Origin of the sequence: Pseudoalteromonas sp. XMcav2-N, from assembly GCF_024124545.1 — a bacterium.
Classification (GTDB): Bacteria; Pseudomonadota; Gammaproteobacteria; order Enterobacterales; family Alteromonadaceae; genus Pseudoalteromonas.
In genome coordinates this window covers 85,524-105,939 of sequence record NZ_JAMXSF010000011.1, presented here as the reverse complement: position 1 = coordinate 105,939, position 20,416 = coordinate 85,524, and the positions used below count along the sequence as shown (strand labels likewise).

General features: G+C 47.5%; 16 protein-coding genes and 6 tRNA genes. 19 read left to right on the top strand and 3 right to left on the bottom strand.

The features are described 5' to 3' along the window. Positions 1–16: 16 nt before the first annotated feature. From NH568_RS15070 to csrA, 5 genes are all read left to right on the top strand, one after another. Positions 17–811 (top strand): BPSS1780 family membrane protein, encoded by a 795-nt coding sequence (locus NH568_RS15070; protein ID WP_253048497.1) that lies wholly within the window; start codon positions 17–19, stop codon positions 809–811. Beyond that, entirely contained in the window at positions 811–1,281 is a 471-nt protein-coding gene (locus NH568_RS15065) for a regulatory protein RecX (RefSeq protein ID WP_253048495.1), read from the top strand. The genes NH568_RS15070 and NH568_RS15065 overlap by 1 nt, the downstream gene beginning before the upstream one ends. 38 nt (positions 1,282–1,319) lie before the next feature. Next, positions 1,320–3,923 carry an alanine--tRNA ligase gene (gene alaS, locus NH568_RS15060; protein ID WP_253048493.1) on the top strand — a complete coding sequence of 868 codons (2,604 nt, stop codon included), beginning with the start codon at positions 1,320–1,322 and terminating at the stop codon, positions 3,921–3,923. 3 nt (positions 3,924–3,926) lie between these two features. After that, positions 3,927–5,147, top strand: coding sequence for an aspartate kinase (locus NH568_RS15055; protein WP_253048491.1), 1,221 nt, complete (start codon positions 3,927–3,929; stop codon positions 5,145–5,147). A 90-nt stretch (positions 5,148–5,237) separates the two neighbouring features. Next, complete coding sequence (gene csrA / locus NH568_RS15050) at positions 5,238–5,429, top strand: carbon storage regulator CsrA (RefSeq protein ID WP_010386837.1); 192 nt, start codon at positions 5,238–5,240, stop codon at positions 5,427–5,429. Between the two features lie 52 nt (positions 5,430–5,481). Here csrA and NH568_RS15045 read toward each other — a convergent pair whose 3' ends face one another. Beyond that, positions 5,482–5,958, bottom strand: a complete 477-nt coding sequence (locus NH568_RS15045) for a YcxB family protein (protein WP_253048489.1) — start codon at positions 5,956–5,958, stop codon at positions 5,482–5,484. Between the two features lie 427 nt (positions 5,959–6,385). Here NH568_RS15045 and NH568_RS15040 point away from each other — a divergent pair, with 427 nt between their 5' ends. The 4 genes from NH568_RS15040 to NH568_RS15025 all read left to right on the top strand — a co-directional run bounded on the left by NH568_RS15040 (position 6,386) and on the right by NH568_RS15025 (position 9,900). Further along, entirely contained in the window at positions 6,386–6,646 is a 261-nt protein-coding gene (locus tag NH568_RS15040; protein ID WP_253048487.1) for an OadG family transporter subunit, read from the top strand. 14 nt (positions 6,647–6,660) lie between these two features. After that, complete coding sequence (oadA, locus tag NH568_RS15035; protein WP_253048485.1) at positions 6,661–8,433, top strand: sodium-extruding oxaloacetate decarboxylase subunit alpha; 1,773 nt, start codon at positions 6,661–6,663, stop codon at positions 8,431–8,433. Between the two features lie 10 nt (positions 8,434–8,443). Then, positions 8,444–9,577, top strand: a complete 1,134-nt coding sequence (locus NH568_RS15030) for a sodium ion-translocating decarboxylase subunit beta (RefSeq protein ID WP_253048483.1) — start codon at positions 8,444–8,446, stop codon at positions 9,575–9,577. A 143-nt stretch (positions 9,578–9,720) separates the two neighbouring features. Continuing rightward, positions 9,721–9,900 (top strand): hypothetical protein, encoded by a 180-nt coding sequence (locus tag NH568_RS15025; protein WP_253048474.1) that lies wholly within the window; start codon positions 9,721–9,723, stop codon positions 9,898–9,900. A 43-nt stretch (positions 9,901–9,943) separates the two neighbouring features. On the opposite strand, the gene NH568_RS15020 is transcribed toward NH568_RS15025, so the two are convergent. After that, positions 9,944–12,913 (bottom strand): ATP-binding protein, encoded by a 2,970-nt coding sequence (locus NH568_RS15020; protein ID WP_253048472.1) that lies wholly within the window; start codon positions 12,911–12,913, stop codon positions 9,944–9,946. Between the two features lie 250 nt (positions 12,914–13,163). Here NH568_RS15020 and NH568_RS15015 point away from each other — a divergent pair. The 7 genes from NH568_RS15015 (at position 13,164) to NH568_RS14985 (ending at position 14,449) form a co-directional block, all read left to right on the top strand. Then, positions 13,164–13,239: transfer RNA gene (locus NH568_RS15015), tRNA-Phe, on the top strand. 14 nt (positions 13,240–13,253) lie between these two features. Then, a tRNA-Thr gene (locus tag NH568_RS15010) sits at positions 13,254–13,329 on the top strand. Between the two features lie 5 nt (positions 13,330–13,334). Beyond that, positions 13,335–13,410: transfer RNA gene (locus tag NH568_RS15005), tRNA-Phe, on the top strand. Between the two features lie 61 nt (positions 13,411–13,471). Beyond that, positions 13,472–13,547: transfer RNA gene (locus NH568_RS15000), tRNA-Phe, on the top strand. Positions 13,548–13,561: 14 nt separating this feature from the next. After that, positions 13,562–13,637 (top strand) — tRNA-Thr (locus NH568_RS14995). 5 nt (positions 13,638–13,642) lie between these two features. Beyond that, a tRNA-Phe gene (locus NH568_RS14990) sits at positions 13,643–13,718 on the top strand. Positions 13,719–14,179: 461 nt separating this feature from the next. Next, positions 14,180–14,449 (top strand): DUF1289 domain-containing protein, encoded by a 270-nt coding sequence (locus tag NH568_RS14985; protein ID WP_253048467.1) that lies wholly within the window; start codon positions 14,180–14,182, stop codon positions 14,447–14,449. Here the strand turns inward: NH568_RS14985 and NH568_RS14980 are convergent. Continuing rightward, a complete protein-coding gene (locus NH568_RS14980; RefSeq protein WP_253048465.1) occupies positions 14,433–15,068 on the bottom strand; it encodes a transporter substrate-binding domain-containing protein in 636 nt (211 codons plus the stop codon). The genes NH568_RS14985 and NH568_RS14980 overlap by 17 nt on opposite strands. 206 nt (positions 15,069–15,274) lie before the next feature. On the opposite strand from NH568_RS14980, the gene NH568_RS14975 reads away from it, so the two are divergent. From NH568_RS14975 to NH568_RS14965, 3 genes are read left to right on the top strand one after another with little or no spacing between them, the layout of a single operon-like run. After that, positions 15,275–15,478, top strand: coding sequence for a DUF3283 family protein (locus NH568_RS14975; protein ID WP_253048463.1), 204 nt, complete (start codon positions 15,275–15,277; stop codon positions 15,476–15,478). 2 nt (positions 15,479–15,480) lie between these two features. After that, a complete protein-coding gene (locus tag NH568_RS14970) occupies positions 15,481–15,909 on the top strand; it encodes a GNAT family N-acetyltransferase (RefSeq protein WP_253048457.1) in 429 nt (142 codons plus the stop codon). 2 nt (positions 15,910–15,911) lie between these two features. Further along, on the top strand, positions 15,912–20,375 hold the full coding sequence (locus NH568_RS14965) for an EAL domain-containing protein (protein ID WP_253048455.1): 4,464 nt from the start codon (positions 15,912–15,914) through the stop codon (positions 20,373–20,375). Positions 20,376–20,416 lie beyond the last annotated feature (41 nt).

Genomic DNA, 20,416 nt, shown 5'->3' with positions numbered 1-20,416 from the left:
CAACGAATTGATGAATATGCCAACAGAATTTAAAACGTTTACCGCAGGGTTTGGTTTGCAATGGCTTAAAGCCGGATGGATTATTTTCAAATCCCAACCTGTTACTTTTGTAATGATGCACCTGCTCATGGTTGTTGTGAGCCTGGTGCCATTTGTCTTTCCACCGTTGCAACTGGTTGCAGTCTTAGCATCGCCGTTTCTCACTGCCGGCTTTTATCTGGCCGTGGTGAAAAAACAGCAGGGTCAGGTCATTACGCTGGCCGATATATTGGCTCCGTTTTCTACGAAAGGCCGGCGACTGAATCTGTTTCGATTCGGCTTGTACCAAATGGGCATGGCACTGCTTTTGAGCGCCTTACTGAGTGTATTATTTGGCCCTGCACTGGAAATGCTACAAAGCGTTGATGAACAGAGCGAGCAGGCTGATGTGTTTGCGCAAGTACTTGCTCAGATAACATTTGCGGATGTGGCTATTTTCGTCGTGGTGCAATCGGTTGCTATGATGGCGTTTGCCTATGCGTTGCCTCTTGTTTTCTTCCGGGGAGAAGTGAGCATTATTCAGGCCATGAAGCAGTCATTAACCGTGTTTTATCGTAATATGGCGCCACTGACGGTGTTTGGTGCTTTGGTTGCCATGCTCATGCTATTGTGCATTCCCATGTCTTTAGTGCCGCTGATTGTCGTGATGCCGATTGCTTACATTGGCTTTTTTGTGTCATTTCAGGCGATTGTCTCCACTTCGGAACCACCCGCTCCCACTGATGATGCATCGTCACAGTCACAAACACAAAGTGGCCGGTTTGATGCCTGATGGATGAAAAGCAGGAACATGAAAAGAAGCTAAAGAATTACGCACTTTGGTTGTTATCCCGACAGGAATACTCACGTCAGTTACTGGCCCAAAAGTTACGGGCAAAAGACGCTGAAGAGACGTATATTACGCGTCTGCTTGATTGGCTGGAGTCGTTGGGCTATCTCGATGATAAACGCTACAGTGCCAGCTTTTTGTCACAGCAAGTTGCCAAAGGGTTGGGCGAAAAACGTGTTATGATGGATGCACAGCGTAAAGGTGTCGATAAATCCTATTTACAACACTTAATAGAAGAACAAGAAGTCGACTGGTTTAGTGTGGCATTACGCGCCTACGAAAAAAAATATAGCCGGTCGACAAATCAATTGGATTACAAAGAAAAGTCAAAACGAATTCGCTACATGATGTCGCGCGGATTCCGTTATGACGAAATAGATTATGCTATTGAGACACACTCACAGAGTGAGTAGTGTCTGTCACTAGAGCAGCAAAAAAGGGTAATGAGCACATGCAGCAGATGACGACCGCACAGATAAGGCAGAGCTTTCTCGACTACTTTGCCAAACAACAACACCAGGTGGTGCCTTCAAGTTCACTGATCCCGGGTAATGACGCCACGTTGTTATTTACCAATGCCGGAATGGTGCAGTTTAAAGATGTGTTTTTAGGCGGTGAAAAACGTCCTTATAACCGAGCGACCAGCTCACAGCGCTGTGTGCGTGCAGGTGGTAAACATAACGACCTGGAAAATGTGGGTTATACCGCGCGTCACCATACCTTTTTCGAAATGCTGGGTAATTTTAGCTTCGGTGATTACTTTAAAAAAGACGCCATTCGTTTTGCCTGGGAGTTTTTGACAGAAGAAATCAAGCTTCCCAAAGAAAAGCTGCTGGTGACTGTTTATCATGAAGACCAGGAAGCGTACGACATCTGGGCGAAAGAGATGGGGGTTCCGGAAGATAAGATCATTCGTATCGCGACATCGGACAACTTCTGGTCGATGGGTGACACAGGCCCTTGTGGTCCTTGTTCTGAAATCTTTTTTGACCATGGCGAAGAGATCTGGGGCGGACCTCCGGGCTCACCGGAAGAAGACGGCGACCGCTTTATTGAGATCTGGAACCTGGTATTTATGCAGTATAACCGTCATGCCGATGGCACGATGGAGCCACTGCCTAAGCAATCGGTTGACACAGGCATGGGCCTTGAGCGTATTTCTGCAATCATGCAGGGCGTGCACTCCAACTATGAAATTGACCTGTTCCAGGCATTGATTGCTGCCGCTGCCAAGGTCACAGGTGCACAGGACCTTGAAGATAAGTCGCTGCGAGTGATTGCTGACCATATTCGCTCTTGTGCCTTTTTGATTGCAGACGGTGTGATGCCATCTAATGAAGGGCGCGGTTATGTATTGCGTCGTATTATTCGCCGTGCAGTACGTCACGGTAACAAGCTGGGTGCCAAAGGCGCATTCTTCTATCAGTTGGTCAGTGCACTGAGTGAGCAGATGGGTGACGCTTACCCTGAGCTGGTCAAGCAAGGTGCCATTATTGAAAAAGTCCTGCGTATTGAAGAAGAGCAGTTTGGCAAGACATTAGACCGTGGTCTGGCTATCCTGGAAGAGCACCTGGCGTCTCTGGAAGGTGACGTGATCCCGGGTGATGTGGTGTTTAAGCTCTATGATACCTATGGTTTCCCGGCGGATTTGACCGCCGATGTAGCCCGTGAGCGCTTTATGACTATCGATGAGCGCGGCTTTAAAGACTGCATGGAAACTCAGCGTAAAATGGCTCAGCAGGCCGGTAAATTTGGTGCCGACTACAACGAGCAGCTGAAATCTGAAAAATCGTCAGACTTTAAGGGCTATGATGCCACTCACTACACCGGTACTGTGGTGGAGTTGTTCAAAGAAGGTCAGCCTGTTTCAGTACTTGAAGACGGTGAAACGGGTATTGTGGTACTGGACCGCACGCCGTTTTACGCCGAATCAGGTGGTCAGGTTGGTGATACAGGTAACCTGAAAGTTGCAGCGGGTGAGTTTGTTGTTACAGACACGCAAAAGCTGGGTAATGCCATTGCGCACCATGGTCAGGTGACAGGTCGCATCGGCGTCAATGACAAAGCGGATGCGCAGGTGGATGCCGCGCGTCGTGAAGACATTAAGAAAAACCACACTGCGACACATATTTTACACGAAGCGCTGCGTCAGGCGCTGGGCGAGCATGTTGCTCAAAAAGGCTCTTTGGTCATGGCAGACAAGCTGCGTTTTGACTTTTCTCACTTCGAAGGGGTGAGCAAAGCCCAACTGCGTGAGATTGAAGATACCGTCAATGCCCAGATCCGTACCAACTTCGCACTCAATACTGAGTTAATGGACATAGATGCGGCCAAAGAAAAGGGTGCCATGGCACTGTTTGGCGAAAAATACGACGACGAAGTGCGCGTAGTATCGATTGGCGATTACTCTATCGAACTGTGTGGTGGTACACACGTATCACGCGCCGGTGACATTGGCTTGTTCAAAATTGTGTCTGAAGGCGGTATTGCTGCCGGTGTACGCCGTATCGAAGCGGTAACAGGTGCTGAAGCCATTAATTATGTGGCCAATCAGGAACAAACCCTGGCAGAGATTGCGGCGTTAGTGAAAGGCGATAATAGCAGCGCACTGGATAAAGTCTCAGCTCTGATCGAGAAAGCCAAGGGCCTGGAGAAGCAGGTGTCTCAGCTAAATGACAAGCTGGCCAGTGCTGCGGGTGCATCTTTGCTTGAATCTGCAATTGAAATCAATGGTATCAAAGTGTTGATCGCTAATGTGGCTGGTACTGAGTCAAAAGCACTGCGTGGCATGGTTGACGACCTGAAAAACAAGATGGGCTCAGGGGTTATTGCGCTGGGCGTAGCCAATGGTGATAAAGTCAGCTTGATTGCGGGCGTGACCAAAGACTTAGTCGGCCGTGTAAAAGCGGGTGAGCTGGTTAATCATATGGCTGCTCAGGTTGGTGGTAAAGGCGGTGGTCGTCCTGATATGGCTCAGGCGGGAGGGTCTGAACCGCACAACCTGGATGCGGCTCTGGCCAGTGTCTCTGCGTGGTTGACTGAGAAAACGCAATAACACGTGGCGCTCATTGTTCAAAAATTTGGTGGCACTTCGGTGGGGTCTATTGACCGCATCGAAGCGGTCGCCGACTTGGTCGTCAGAACCCGACAGGCTGGCCATCAAGTTGTGGTGGTGCTGTCGGCGATGTCTGGTGAAACCAATCGTTTGATTGAGCTTGCCAAACAGATAGATACACAGCCCAATCCCAGAGAGCTCGACGTTCTGCTTACTACGGGTGAGCAGGTGTCCATTGCTTTGCTGGCGATGGCCATTATCAAACGTGGCCACTCCGCGATCAGTATGCTGGCTGAACAGGTCGGTATCTACACTGACAACATGTTTGGCCGGGCGCGTATCACACATATTGAAACGGCTCGCCTGCGTCAAGAGCTGGAGCAGCATCATATCAGTATCATTGCTGGTTTTCAGGGGCGTGATCAGGAAGGTAATATTACCACCCTGGGCCGGGGCGGAACGGATACCAGTGCGGTCGAAGTAGCAGCCGCACTTGGTGCAGATGAGTGTCAGATCTACACTGATGTGGATGGTGTCTACACCTGTGATCCCCGTATCGAACCCAAAGCTCGCCGTATGACTCAGGTCACTTTTGAGGAGATGCTGGAGTTGGCGAGTTTAGGTGCTAAGGTGTTGCAGATACGCTCAGTTGAGGCCGCGGGGCGTTATAAATTACCATTGCGGGTTTTATCTACCTTTAAGCCAGATGCCGGGACCTTGATAAACTACGAGGACAACCCCATGAATAATAAGGTGGTATCAGGGATTGCCCATCAGAAAGATGAGTGTCTACTGATAGTCAGACAGGTACCTGAGAGCCCTGCAACCTTGGCTGCAATCTTGTCACTCTTTGGTGAATATGCCATAGAAGTAGACATGATCAGTCAAATGAATCAACAGACTGGCAAAATAGACTATGCTTTAACTGTGCATAGCAATGATCATCTGCAGGCGCTGGATGTGCTCAAGACGCATCAGCATACGTTTGGGGCAGTTGAAATCGTCAGTAACTCAGCGGTTGCAAAAATATCAGCGGTAGGGATGGGGTTAAAATCGCATTCAGCGAATGTCGGAACATTCTTTTCTGCGCTGGCGGCAGAGAATATTTCACCCTTGTTAGTTGCAACCTCAGAAATAAAGATTTCAGTATTAATCGATGAGCGATATCTTGAGTTAGCAGTGCGTGCTCTGCATGACGCTTTTAAGCTGGAAAGTGACGATTAAGCAATAATTTTGCTTACTTTTACGGAAACTTTTCATTAAAATGAACAAGACGCGGAATCTTTTAAATTTTGGAATAACAGGAGCAAGAGAATGCTAATTCTAACTCGCCGTGTAGGCGAAACTCTAATGATAGGTGATGAAGTAACTGTAACCGTATTAGGTGTTAAAGGAAATCAAGTTCGTATTGGCGTTAACGCCCCTAAAGATGTTTCTGTACACCGTGAAGAGATCTACATGCGTATTCAGGCTGAAAAGTCTAACCCAACAACGGGTAATATGTAAGACACGGCCACTCCCGGCGTCCATGCCCGGTAGAATTCGAGAAAGTAGCCACTCATTCGTGGCTATTTTTTTTGCTCAGAATAAAATTTAGTGCGTCGCTGGACAGGGCTTTTTTTGAGATGTATTGATTTGTACCTGCTCGTACTAGAACCACACCTAATTCCGTTTCCGCGATCTCATTCACATCCGCCCAACGTATCTGATATGACTTATAAGGGTTGGTTGCTGTGATCCCCTGCTCATCAATTTCCAGTGTTATTTTACTGCCACTGGCACGGGTAACCATTTGCCTTGCTACCCACCAGGGGCGTCGATAATAGTGTGCAATGCACTCTAAAACGGCTAGCAAAATCAAAAAGTTACCTAAATATGCGTTGTTGAGGCCATAAATTGAAACGCAGCCAAGAATGAACAAGAACGCGACCAGAGCGTACTTGGGCTTGCTTACGTTGCTGTAAGGCAATGATTGATCGAAACATTCACGAAAGTAATTTTTATCCAGTGTAAATTCGCAGTGAAACACAAACACAACTCCAGTTATCTCATCCTCCCATTATACCTCTAATTCGCCTGCGTGAGCGACTTACGTAAACTGCGGATTACCTCGCTTGGTAATTGTTAACAGTCTAAAGAAATGCCTTCCTTGGTCATACCAATTGTATGTTTCTGTTCTGGGTCGCTGCCTCAGTGAATATTTTTTATGCCACCTCTCTATTTTTGTCAGGTATCTTGACTATTTTTCATATTTATTTGGCTGTTTTCATTAAATATTCATTTGGAATATTGTAACAGGTTGAATTTATGTGTTTATTTTAATTGGTAATACCAATTTACACGTGAGTTTACAAAGCGACCTGTTTTGCTATGATGATTGCATAAATATCTATAAATTGTGGCTATCTATTGTATCTGCATGATGTCACGTAAAAAATGTTAACAACAAGGGGAGAGCAGAGATGGACATTACAGCCTTACTGGCTCAGGCCGCCAACTTAATGCTTACCGGCATGGTCGGGGTGTTCGTATTTTTGTCTATTTTGATCATCGCAGTGAAAGGGTTATCCAGGTTTGCTGCTCCGGCAGAACAGACACCACCAAGTTCGCGGAGAACTAAATCAAAGCCGACGAGTGAAGAACAGGTACCCGGTGAGCATCTGGCAGCTATTAGCGCTGCGATTTCACAATACCGCAATCAGCACTTCCAATCAGAAAAATAATCAAGGGGTCCTTTATGCCACAGCTCAAACTTACTGAACTGGTACTGCGCGATGCACATCAATCGCTATTAGCCACTCGTATGCGCCTGGAAGATATGCTGCCAATTGCTGAGAAACTGGATCAGATTGGTTACTGGTCAGTCGAATCCTGGGGAGGAGCCACTTTTGATGCCTGTATACGGTATTTGGGTGAAGATCCCTGGTATCGGATCCGCGCTCTAAAAGAGGCTATGCCCAACACTAAGCAACAGATGTTGTTGCGTGGCCAGAACTTGTTGGGATATCGGCATTATGCTGACGATGTCGTTGAAAAGTTTGTTGAGCGTGCTCACCACAATGGTGTCGATGTATTCCGAATTTTCGATGCTATGAACGATGTACGCAACCTGGAAACCGCTATACGTGCAGCCATTAAAGTGGGGGCACATGCGCAGGGTACCATCTCATATACGGTCAGCCCGGTACATACCCTGGATATGTGGCTGGCGCAGGCGAAGCAGTTGGAGCAAATGGGGTGCCATTCAATCTGTATTAAAGACATGGCAGGTTTACTAAAACCTTATGATGCTGAAGTGTTGATCCGTGAACTGAAAAACACGGTGTCTGTTCCAATCGCCATGCAATGTCATGCTACTACGGGCCTGAGTACCGCAACGTACCAAAAAGCGGTGGATGCAGGCATCGATATGCTGGATACCGCCATCTCGTCCATGAGTATGACTTATGGTCACAGTGCCACAGAGACTTTGGTGTCGATCGTTGAGGGCACTGAACGGGATACCGGACTGGACTTATTGCAACTTGAAGAAATTGCCGCTTACTTCCGTGATGTCCGTAAAAAGTACGCAGCTTTTGAGGGCAGTCTAAAAGGGGTTGATGGGCGTATTTTATCGGCGCAAGTTCCGGGAGGTATGCTGACCAATATGGAAAATCAGCTCAAAGAGCAAGGAGCTGGAGACCGTCTTGATGAGGTGCTCAAGGAAATCCCATCTGTACGTCAAGATTTGGGCTTTTTGCCGTTGGTGACACCGACCTCTCAAATCGTCGGAACTCAGGCGGTACTGAATGTCCTGACAGGAGAGCGCTACAAAACCATCACCAAAGAAACCGCGGGTGTCCTCAAAGGCGAATACGGGAAAACACCCGCACCGGTCGACCAAGCTTTGCAGCAGCGTGTACTCGATGGAGCTGAAGCGATCACCTGCCGCCCGGCAGACCTAATCGAGCCAGAGCTGGCACAGCTTGAATCTGACTTACTGGAGAAGGCGAGCAGTCTGCAGTTGAGTCTTAGTGAAGCCGTGGTTGATGATGTGCTTACTTATGCCTTGTTTCCGCAAATTGGCCTGAAATTTCTACAAAACCGAAATAACCCAGAGGCATTCGAGCCTAAACCTGAGCTGGTACAGAGTGACTCTGCGGCACCTAAACCGACACGCTCGAAATCAGCGCAGGAGCGTTATAGCGTCCAGGTGGATGGAAAAGTGTATAACGTGTTGGTAGCACCTGGTGGGGAATTACAGGAAGTCGCGGTGAAGGACAGTGAGCTAATGCCACAATCGGCATCGGTCAGCAGTGGTGAAACGCTAAACGCACCTTTGGCGGGTAATATTTTTAAATTGCATGCTCGACGAGGGGATGTAGTAGAGCAGGGCGATCTGGTATTGATTATGGAGGCGATGAAGATGGAGACCGAAGTGCGGGCGACCCACAGCGGTAAGATTGCCGATATCCTGGTTAACGAAGGTGACTCAGTGTCGGCTGGCGATGCCATTGTAGAGCTGGCCTAGGAGATGTTTGATGGATGGACTATTTAACCTGTGGTCAGCGACTGGGCTGGCCAACCTGACTTTACCAGCGTTGGCAATGATTGCGGTCGGCTGTGGGCTACTATATCTGGCAATTGCAAAAGGATTTGAGCCTTTATTGCTGGTGCCAATTGGCTTTGGTGCCATTCTGACCAATATACCCGTCGCGGGTCTGGCAGATCCTGGTGGGCTGCTCTACTACGTTTACTATATAGGTATAGACAGTGGTGTGTTTCCGTTACTGATCTTTATGGGCGTCGGCGCATTGACGGATTTTAGTGCCTTAATTGCCAACCCGAGGATGTTGCTGTTGGGGGCGGCTGCTCAGTTTGGTATTTTTGCGACTTTATTTGGGGCCATCTTACTGAACTATGTACCTGGCTTCGAGTTTACCCTGCAAGATGCTTCCGCGATTGCCATTATCGGAGGGGCTGATGGCCCGACTGCAATTTTCCTTGCATCGCGCTTATCTCCGGAATTGCTAGGGGCCATTGCGGTTGCTGCTTATTCTTATATGGCGCTGGTGCCGATTATTCAGCCACCCATTATGCGTCTGTTGACCACAGAAGAGGAGCGCAATATTACGATGCCACAGTTGAGAGCTGTCTCAAAGCAGGAGAAGATCCTGTTTCCTCTGGGCGTTCTGACACTGACACTGTTATTCCTGCCTGCTGCAACCCCACTGGTTGGCATGTTTTGCCTGGGTAACCTGATGAAAGAGTCTGGGGTGGTTGATCGTCTGAGCAATTCTGCCCAGAACGAAATTATTAATATTACAACCATTTTCCTTGGATTAGCAGTGGGCTCTAAATTGGCTGCAGATCAGTTTCTGACCGTAGAGACCATAGGGATCCTGGTGCTGGGTGCGGTGGCCTTTAGCATAGGTACAGCCTCTGGCGTCTATATGGCGAAGATGATGAATCGCTTTGCTGGTGACAGCCCGATTAACCCGCTTGTTGGGGCTGCTGGCGTATCCGCAGTACCTATGGCTGCCCGGGTTGTAAATAAGGTTGGTCTGGAAAGCAATCCACACAACTTTTTATTAATGCATGCAATGGGTCCCAATGTGGCAGGCGTACTTGGAAGCGCCGTTGCCGCAGGCATTTTGCTTGCACTTGTCGGTTAACACTCTCCAACCTGTTGCGCGAAGTTATGCTTCGCGCTTTTTTCTTCCGTGCTCTGGACCCTCAAATTAGACACCGCCCGACACTTGGCAAACTGGCCACTGCTATGGCATGGTAACACCATTAATAAAAGGAGCGCGTAGTTTTGAATGTTCTGATAATTCTGGCAAGCTTGATTGTCGCCTTGCTGATCCTGATCCCATTACTCGAAAAGTACCAAAGTCGAGTTGGGCTCGATAAAATGCAGAAATACGGGAAGTATATTTTACCCCTGGTGATGATTTCTATCGTGATTCGTCTGATATACGGGATGGTGCAGGGCTAATGGTGTGCACTCAGTAGCAAGCTGCTGAGTGCACTTAGTATGATTAATCGACTTGTGATTGCAAGTAACGCTGAATAAATTCCGTTGCTTGCTGGTACTCTGTTTCAAGTGCGTCACGCAAGTGGATCAGCTCATCACTGGTCAGCTCTTCATTTTTACAGCGATGTTCAAACTGGGTGGCCATATCAGCAACACGGTGTGCACCAATGGTTTTTGATATGGATTTGAGCTGATGGCAGGCTTCGACTATTTCTTCCTGACTCATAGAAATGACGGCGCCATTGATATCTCTGGCCAGTTCACTACTTTGCTCGAGATACATCCGGAAAAACCGCAATCGTTTATTGGCGTCATGGTTGACATACTTATCCAGTTGCGCCAAATCAATTGGCTCCTCTGGCGCTGATTGAGCAGGTCCTGCACTGTCGTCAGGCTCCTCCGCCACTGTGCTCTCATCTACTGGGTCAACGCGCTGCTGCTCGACAGTCTCCGACTCTGTATTTTGCGGCTGTGATTCCTGCTTTTTCTCTGGAACCTTTGGTTCCTGTGCTTGCTGAAGAGGTGGACTTGCCGGCTCAGTGGCCGCAGCTTTGGATCTTCTCACCTCTGCTTGTTCTGTGTGAGGTTGTTTTTGTGCTGCACCTGTTGATTGTTGCCAGGTGTCCAGTGTTGCCTCCAGTACATTGAGCTCGACCGGCTTAGTGATGTAATCATTCATACCGGCTGCCAGGCAGCGATCACGCTCACCTTTCAGGGCATTGGCCGTGATGGCAATGATATAAGGCTGAGCATTGATGTCTTCTGCTTGTTCCGCTTCTTCACGGATCTTAGCAACCATGTCGTAGCCTGACATTTTTGGCATGTGCAGATCGGTAAGAATAATGGGGTAATGGGACTGTTGCCAGCGAGCCAGGCCTTCTTCACCGTTTTCAGCGACTTCTACGCCATAGCCTAGTAAATGTAACTGATCGGTCAGTACCTGCTGATTCAGTACATTGTCTTCTACCAGCAACACCAGCTTATTAGCAGCTCTGGCATCTTCGACATTCAGGTATTTGTTCAATGAGCGTGAAGGCTTGAGTTTCTTAGGCTGATGAAGACCCGCAGCGACCAGTACGGCTGTCATAAAGCTCGATTTGCACAAAGGCGCAGCGTTGAGATAGAAGATACGGTCATGGTTGAGCGCAGGCTCATCCATAGTGCTAAGCACAATGACTTGTTGATTGTTGTGTTCGATTGAGTAGAGTAAATCGCGCAGCTGGCCATTTACTTTGTCCATGCCATCCAGGCCGTCCAGTATCCAGATCACATCGCTGTCGTATTGATATTCGCTGAGCTCGTCGGCCTCTTTTAGCACTACAGTATCTGCGCCCATAAATGACAAGTAACGGCCAACAATGTTGCGGCGAGCCTGGGCATGGGTCAGTACCACAACCCTTTGATTGTTTAGTACCGCTTTATTTGCATAGGCGATTTTACCTTTGACGCTAAATGGCAGTTCTACTACAAATTCACTGCCCATACCGATGTCAGAACTCACGTGAATGGATCCCAGCATCAGTTCAACCAGACTTTTACAGATTGATAAGCCCAGTCCCGTACCGCCATACTCTCGGGTAATAGAGCCTTCGGCTTGAATGAAGGGGTTAAAAATCTCCCTAAGCTGCGCCTGGGTCATGCCTTTGCCGTTATCGGTGACGGTAAAGCGCAAGGTGTAGTGTTCAGAGGTGTTTTGCGCTACTTCTACCGCAATTTTTACAAAGCCGCGTCTTGCGTCGTCTGAGGTCGTGAACTTAATCGCGTTACTACACAGATTGTATAGTACCTGACGAACGCGCACTGCATCACCTACCAGATTGTTGGGGATATCTGGTGCAACAGACAATTGCAGATCCAGCTTACGTTTTCTGGCCACGGATGAGAGGACTCGTGCCACTTCTTCTATGGTCTCCGCCACAGAAAACGCGCTATTGTCCATCTGAAGCTTACCGGCTTCAATTTTAGAGAAATCGAGTATGTCGTCGAGTATTCCCAGTAACGAGAAAGCGGAATCACGAATAATAGTGGTCAGGCGATGTTGCGCGCCGTCCAATTCAGTCTGACGCAACAAGTCAATGGTGCCAATAACACCATTCATGGGGGTTCTTATCTCGTGGCTCATGGTCGCGAGGAAAGTTGTTTTCGCTTCACTGGCGCGTTCGGCATTTAATGTGGCTTTTTCCAGCGCCAGCGTTCTGGCCTGAACTTCAGACTCTAAACTGGTTTGTAGCTGCTTTAACTCTCTTTGCGCAGCCTGATTACCTTGAATAATATCACGGATCTGATTGATCAGCTGATTGATGCCAATCGCTGTTTTTGACAATCCAAAGCTTAGTTTCTCTGTGACATGAATATCGTAAGACTTTTGGTCCAGCAGGTGCTGTAGTTCTTCGTTGAGCTCGGTCAGGTCTTTACTCAGGCGGCCAATGATCTGGCGTTTCAGAAACAGGCCAAAGGCGATGGTCAGGATCAAAGCACAAACGGCTAACAACATGCTGGTTACAGGCGTTGCGTTCGAGACGCTCTGCTGTGGGGCGTATCTTAAAATCAGTTCTCCAACGGGTAAGTCATCCAATACCAGAGGTTGATGTACAACGAGCTCCCCACCCTGGTCTACTTTGGCCTGTCGTTTTATTGGTGCAATACTTTGCTCATTACTTTGGTACACCAGACTAGGTTGCCCTATGCCACTGTCACTATATAGATAAAGTTCTATGTCCGGATTGCTGGCTTCAAATGCCGAGAGTATCTGTTTGGCATAATTGTACCCAAGTTTCATCATCGCGTGTGACAATGGCGTTGAGATGTCCTTGGCTAACAAAACAAGGTCGGGCCGCGGGGTGGAATCTGCTTTATCCTGGTTCTTACTTGGCCATGTGAAGGCAGCGGCCGCCGAGATAGCTGCAATAATGATAGTAACGACGATAAATAGAGGCACAAACCCCTTTATATTCGTATGAGACGAGTTTTCCATTATGTGATTCCGAACCCAACTTTTGTGCTATGTTTCTTTGTTGGTGCAATCCTACCACCTATAGTGGATGAATTCTCCCCGTTTTTACCTAAGGTAAGTGATAAAACCAGGTTACAAAGGGCTTTAAATTGCCAAATAAAGCGGGAAATTTAATCGATTAAACGTGTTTTGTCGGAATAGTGTTCAGTCAAACACGGAGTTTAAAAAAAAAGTTGACTTAACAAGGCAAAACCCGTTTAATACGCCGCACGCCCAGATAGCTCAGTCGGTAGAGCAGAGGATTGAAAATCCTCGTGTCGGTGGTTCGATTCCGCCTCTGGGCACCATTTTTAAAAGGTGCGCCGACTTAGCTCAGTTGGTAGAGCAACTGACTTGTAATCAGTAGGTCATCCGTTCGACTCGGATAGTCGGCACCATTTAAGCCCAGATAGCTCAGTCGGTAGAGCAGAGGATTGAAAATCCTCGTGTCGGTGGTTCGATTCCGCCTCTGGGCACCATTATATTTTGAGTCTGAAATTCAGATTCTTGCTTTAAAGCAGCACAATATAACCAATTTAAGCCCAGATAGCTCAGTCGGTAGAGCAGAGGATTGAAAATCCTCGTGTCGGTGGTTCGATTCCGCCTCTGGGCACCATTTTTAAAAGGTGCGCCGACTTAGCTCAGTTGGTAGAGCAACTGACTTGTAATCAGTAGGTCATCCGTTCGACTCGGATAGTCGGCACCATTTAAGCCCAGATAGCTCAGTCGGTAGAGCAGAGGATTGAAAATCCTCGTGTCGGTGGTTCGATTCCGCCTCTGGGCACCATTATTAAAAAGCCTCGCATTAGCGGGGCTTTTTACTTTCTGCTTTACTTACCTTTCATTCATCGCATTGACAACACAGGTGGTTTCGTCCATTTGAGGTGCTCCGGCTTTCCCTTGGGCTTTGGCCGACAGAAGTAACGAAAACTCTTCACTGAATGAGGCCCTGCTTCGATCAAGGCAGAAACCTGTTTACCGTCTGTTTGTGCTGCCCCTTCAAGGCCAATAGAGATTGTTTAGTCATTATATCTCATTGCTATCATTTCAATATTGCCACTGTGAAAATCTGCTCAAGCAATACAAGGCAAAAAGCAGAAAAAGGCAAGCCATTTTTCATGAGTCGCTTTATCCTAATTATACAATGCGGTTTACGGTATGTATTATAATCAAAAATGAATTCGGCTAGGCATTAACCGGGCGTCAATTTGGCTGCAGGCCGAATTAAGCGCACGTTTTTGAGTCCATATGGAACAGATTGAGATTTTTGAGATCCCCAGCCCTTGCCGCGGGATCTGTGAAGTGAACAACCGGGGTTACTGTAAAGGGTGCTTTCGCAGTCGTGAAGAGCGCTTTCACTGGCATGCCCTAACTGAGCAACAAAAACGCAAAGTGATCGAGCTGTGTGCGCAGCGACAAAAACGTGTGATGGCAGCGAAAAAACGCCATAGTGACATGCCATCAAAAGGCGCAGAACAAGCGGCAGAGCAAGACGATTTCTTTAAATCTGATACTTAGCTTTTAACATGGTTACCGTTCCTTTCTTAGCCAGTTGATTCAATGCTTGTTCTAGTTGTGGGATCAGCGTTTTATGTTTTTGATGCAAGTAGTGAAAAGTCTCGATGGTCAACAGGGTTTCTATTTTAAAAGACTCTAAATCAATGTCTGCAAGGTACTCACGCAAGTGAAAGTCAACGACCAGTGCAGCCTGTACTTTGCCCTGAGTAACCAGATTAAGCTGAGTAATGTTGTTTTTTACTTCTATTAGCTGGCCATTAAACGGAGTCGTCTCCAGGTACTGATTGGCAACCAGATAACCACTCTGTATGACCAAAGAGTCAAGTTGCTGGAATGTGCAACTCAGGCAACGGCTTAGCAACTGTAGATTAAACGTGTATAGAGGAAAACGAACTTTAAGTAGGTTCGGGTAAGCCTGAGTTACACCATGGATCCGACCAAGCTGGCCATCCAAAGCGCCATCATTGGCTGCAATTAATGCACTTTGCCGGTTGAAATCGACCAGCTCAAGTTGGTACCCCAACTGTTGATAAGCGGTTTGCAGTAATTCGATAACGTACCTGGCCTGGGGGGTATCGGCCGGACGGTTGAAGTAGAGTGTCCGGTTATCTGATGCCATACTTTTCAAACTCAGACAGTAAAGCAATATCAAGCTGAAAATTCGCAATGGATCTCCTTATTGAAAATCGAACCATCCTGTCACGCTATTTGCCTTCGAGACGAAGCAATTTTGCTTACTCGATGGCGGCACATTTTGCATGATCGGATACACCTTAGCGTAATTATGATACACTTTTTACAGAGATTGCTGTAACCAAATTTACTATGAGCTATAACCTGTGTAATTTATCACGACAAGATAAATATCAAATTCAGTTAGAGTACGAGGCGTCATTCTGGGCCTATCAAATAAAACGCGGTAAAAATAGCCGAGAGGCCATTTATGACGCCATTAATCAACGTCCTATCTCTGAGCAGACGGTATTGAAGGAAAAGTTTGAGTTTTACCTGGGGTTGATGCTGGCATAGCCATGGAGATCATTGCTGGGATTTTACCTGCTATTCAGACGCCACTGGTGAATAAGTTTTACCAAGCCCATAAGGCGAGGGGAAAGGCGACCCGACAGGACCAAAACTGGGTGCTAAAGAGCACAGAAATTATTGCGGCATGCAGAGTGCAATGCGTTGCAGGCAGTGATTTGTTATCCACGGTTTTGGTTGTCCCCGAGCACAGAGGCAAAGGGCTGGCCCGGCAGTTATTAGTGGCGGTGCTGGCTCAGCAGCACACCCCTTTATTTACTTTTGCTTATCGTCATCTTGCTACTTTTTATGCAGGGTTAGGTTTTGAAGAAATTGAGCCTGAGGAGTTGCCTCAGGCGCTGGCAGAGAAATACCACACATATGTTGCGCAAGGCCGTAAACTCCAGGCAATGCAATATATAAAACCCGATAAGAATTGACTATGTTGCGAATAATCCTCAGTTTTATCCTTCTTATATTTGCGTCTGTGCCTCAGGCACAGGTAGCACGCTTGTCTCCCGCAGAAGGGCTGTCTCAAAGCTATGTCAATACCTTACTGATAGATGATAACGGTTACCTTTGGCTGGCAACGGAAGGTGGACTGAATCGGTATGACGGTTATCAGGTATTGGAGGTCGGAGGGCCTAATCAGGACCTGAATAAAATGCAGATAGACCGCATATATCAGGATGAAAGTGGCCTTATCTGGATTGCCTCAGGGCGAGCTGGACTGTTTAGCTACGATCCTGACCAAGATAGCTATCGTCGTTATACCTCTGCTCCTGAGTCAGAAGAAGACTACTTTGAGAATAGCGTATTCCAGATGCTCAGTAAGAGTAAACATGAACTTTGGTTGGGACGAGCACAAAATGTTGCTGTAATGGATACTCGGACCGGTGAAATCACTAAAGAAATAAGGTTGCCGGTAGAAGATCCACAATTGGCGGTACGCGGCCTGCTTAAACATGAGAATTTACTCTTTATTGCATCTGCAGAACGTTTGTTTGTATATAACATTCAAACGGATGAACTGCGTACGCTTAAGCACAGAGATCAGATCACGCACCCTTTTCAAACCAATACCAAATCTCTGCATTTACTGGATGACAACACCCTGATATTGGGTGCCGTCATAGGCATGTATCAATTAGATATAGCCGCTTTGCGCCGCGATTTTGATGCTGAGGTTCCGTATAAAACCCTTATCGAAGAGCTCAATATCTGGCAAATAGAACGTAATGGTACACAGCTCTTACTTGGGACAGATCTGGGGTTAATGCACTATGATATCGCCAGTGGTCAAGTACAGCGTGATATGCGCCTGACCGACAGTCGTTATGCCGTTTCAGATAGCAGTGTGATCTATTTTATCCGGGATGACTTTGGAGGGATCTGGATTGCAACGAAAAAAGACGGTGCTTTTTATTTGCCCGCTGAATCCCAGGGGTTTGACAACGTCCACCCGGGTAATGTTCAGGGCCGCTTTTCTAAAGGTACTGTCTGGGGGCTGGTCGAGTACGATGGCTATATCTGGGCAGGGACTCGAGATGGCTTAACCCGTTACGATCCTCAGTCCCGTGAGTCAGAACAGTATTTGGCCGGTTTTCTGGGGGACGGCTTTTATCCCGAGTTCACTATTTTTGGGTTGCTGAACTATCAGGACAAGCTCTGGCTTAGCAGTAACCGTGGCTTGTTTGTGTTTGAACCACACTCTGAAGAGATTTATCGGCCTCAGGCTCAGGATGAAGCGGCCACGTCGGTATTGTCGGGATTTGTCAAAGGGGCTGTGATTGTAGGTGACGGGCAGCTGTATCTGGTGGATGAGAAAACCGGTTTTTATGTGTTTGATATTAATACAGCCAGGTTGACCAAGCTGGGAGAGGAGTTTGATCGGTTTGACCCTTTCCTGAGTTACGGCTTTTATAAGCCTCTCAGCACGCACCCGCAGGATCCGGTCTTTTACAGTGAAGGTCGGTTATTTCGCTATGACACCCAGGCACACAGACTGGTTGAGATTTATCAGGTACCCAAGGCGCACAAACAAAGTGCAGTCGACCTGCTAAGCTACACCATAGATAAGCACAATGTTTTATGGTTGTCTTTCGCCAGGCATGGCCTGGTACGACTAACTGCTGATGGATATGAGTTGTTGCCCATGCCAAATGAGCAGCACACTGTGACCAATAATATTCTGTACGAAATGGTCCAGGATGATGTGGGTATGATCTGGATGTCGTCACATCAGGGGATCTGGCGGCTGGACCCGGATAACTTTCACCTTCAGGGTTTTACAACGGCTGATGGGTTGATGAGCAATGAATTTAACGGTGGAGCCTCTGTAAAGCTTGCGGATGGTCGTATTGGCTACGGTTCATTACAGGGCTTTACTTTGTTTGATCCCGAAGTGCATCGCCCAACTAAATCTTTGTTAAGCAAGGTTAATATCACAGATGTGGACTTGATGTCTCGGGATATTCTGCCTTCCGGTCTTAAATCGTTTTCCTATATTGAACTCAACCACGATGACATTGGTCTGGAAGTCTCGTTTTCAGCCATGGCGTTCACGTTACAGGAGCGCATAGTCTATGAGTATCAACTTTCAGGTGAGCAGCGTATTCTCAGTCGCAACAGTAATCGAGTGGTGTTTCCTAAGCTTAGCCCGGGTAATTACCGCCTGAAGGTGTGGGCGAAAGATCCATTGACGGGCGATTATACCCCGCCTGCGCAGTTAGAAATCGCCGTGCATTATCCTGTGTGGCGCGCACCATGGGCGCTATTTTGTTATGTGCTACTGGGCGCAGCATTATTTGCATTTTGGGTTCACAGGAAGAACAAAGTCGCAGGCATGATCCTGGCTGCTCACCGTGAAACACAAAACAGTGAAACCCGTCTTAAGATGGCCCTGGAAGGGAGCAATTCAGGAGTGTGGGACTGGCAGTCCGGCAGCCACCTTGTTTATCAGCCGCGATTGGTTAGCGACCTGGGTTATAGCAACGATAGTATTGTATTAGATGAGTATCTTGAGCTGATCCACCCTCAGGATCGCGCTTTGTTTCGTATTGAATGGCTTGAATTTGTGTCGACAGAAAAAGGCTTTATTGACTGTACCTATCGCCTACGGCACATCAACGGGCAATGGCGCTGGTATAAAGACTACGGAAAAGTGATGTCCTGGCAGGATGGGGTGCCGGTACAGGTTGCCGGAACCTACACTAACCTGACGCGAGAGCGGGTATTTGAGGAACGTGCAACTCTATTTGGTGCGGCGTTTGAACAGACGCGAGACTGGGTAATGATTTTTGACAAGCATTTGCGGATCCTGGCCTGCAATAAAGCTTTGCAAAGTGCTTTTTCTGTCAGTGAGGCGCCGTCCTCAAGTACCAGTGTGACACTGGGCCTTGAACGTCATGTCAGAATGAAGTATTTACGTGAGATCAGCAAACTGAAGGTAGGTGAGTTGTATGTTGCAGAAGAGACACTGCGATTGCCAAGTGGTGAAAAGCGGCAAGTACTGCTTAAAATCAGTGCCACAGAAGACAAACACTACATTTTGGTGCTGACTGATATCAGCAAGCAAAAACGCACAGAGAAAGAACTTTACCAGCTGGCAAATTATGATGCCCTGACAAAGCTGCCAAACAAGGTGCTATTTATGGACCGTGTGCAGCACGCGATTGAGCAAGCGCGTTTGTCACGGCAGCCCTTGGCCATCATCGCGATTAAATTTAGTCGATTGCAGCGTTTTGCTGACACCTACGGCAATGACTTTCTAGCGTTAGTGACTCAGAAACTGGCGACCAATCTTCAGTGTTGTTTTCGCGAAGTCGATAGCCTGGCAATTGGTAATGAAAGAGACTTCTATATATTAATGGAGCAGCTTACGGGCGTGGAGCAGGTAATGCGCTATATCCACTGTTTGCTTGAGCGCTTCGAAAAAGGCTTTGAGATTGAACAGCAACAGGTACATGTTAAAGCGAAATTGGGTATTGCGATGTTCCCGGAAGATGCCTGCGATGCGTTTGACCTGAATCAGGCTGCCGAAACGGCCCTGAACCATGCAAGGCAGTCTCTGATGACTGACTATCAGTTTTACCATCGCGAAATAAATGAACAAGTGCAGCGTGCCCTGGCGATAGAGCAAGCTTTGTTAAAGGCCTATCAGGAAGAAGCGTTTCGCAATCATTACCAGCCTATCATTAACGCCAGCAATATGTCAGTAGAAGGCTTTGAAGTGCTGTTGCGCTGGCCACAAGATCCCAGCTACAGTATTGAAGAGCTTGCTCATACTGCTGAACAGACAGGGATTATTACCCGGGTTATGCTTCAGACTCTGGAGCGTGCACTTGCTGATCTGAAACAATGGCATGCATCTCATCCTGAACTGTATATTTCGGTCAATTTGTCGGCGTTGGATTTTCAGTATGATGACTTACTGGTGCGGATCAAGGAAATCCTGATACGCAATCAGGTTGATGGCCGTTATCTGGTATTTGAAATTACGGAATCCGTGATGATGGCAGACGCTCAGCAGGCCATTTCGCGGATGCATGAACTCAGAGCTCTGGGGTGCCGTCTCTATATGGATGATTTTGGCACAGGCTATTCATCACTGACCTATCTCAAACAATATCCAGTCGATGCACTTAAAATTGACCGTAGTTTTGTCAGCGACATTGGCCGGGATAAAGAGCATGAAGTGATTATTCACTCGACCCTGTCACTGGCGCATAGCCTGGGTAAGTACTGTGTTGCCGAAGGGGTAGAACATATGGAACAGTTATCTTTCCTGCGGATGTTGGGGTGTGAGCGTTTTCAGGGCTATTTATTCAGTAAGGCATTACCGGCACCGGAGGCCGGCGAATTATTAATGCGTAACTGGCACCAGGTCTTTACCCGGGCCAGTTAACCATATTAGTGATATGCAGTAGCCCGTATAAAGCGGGCCAG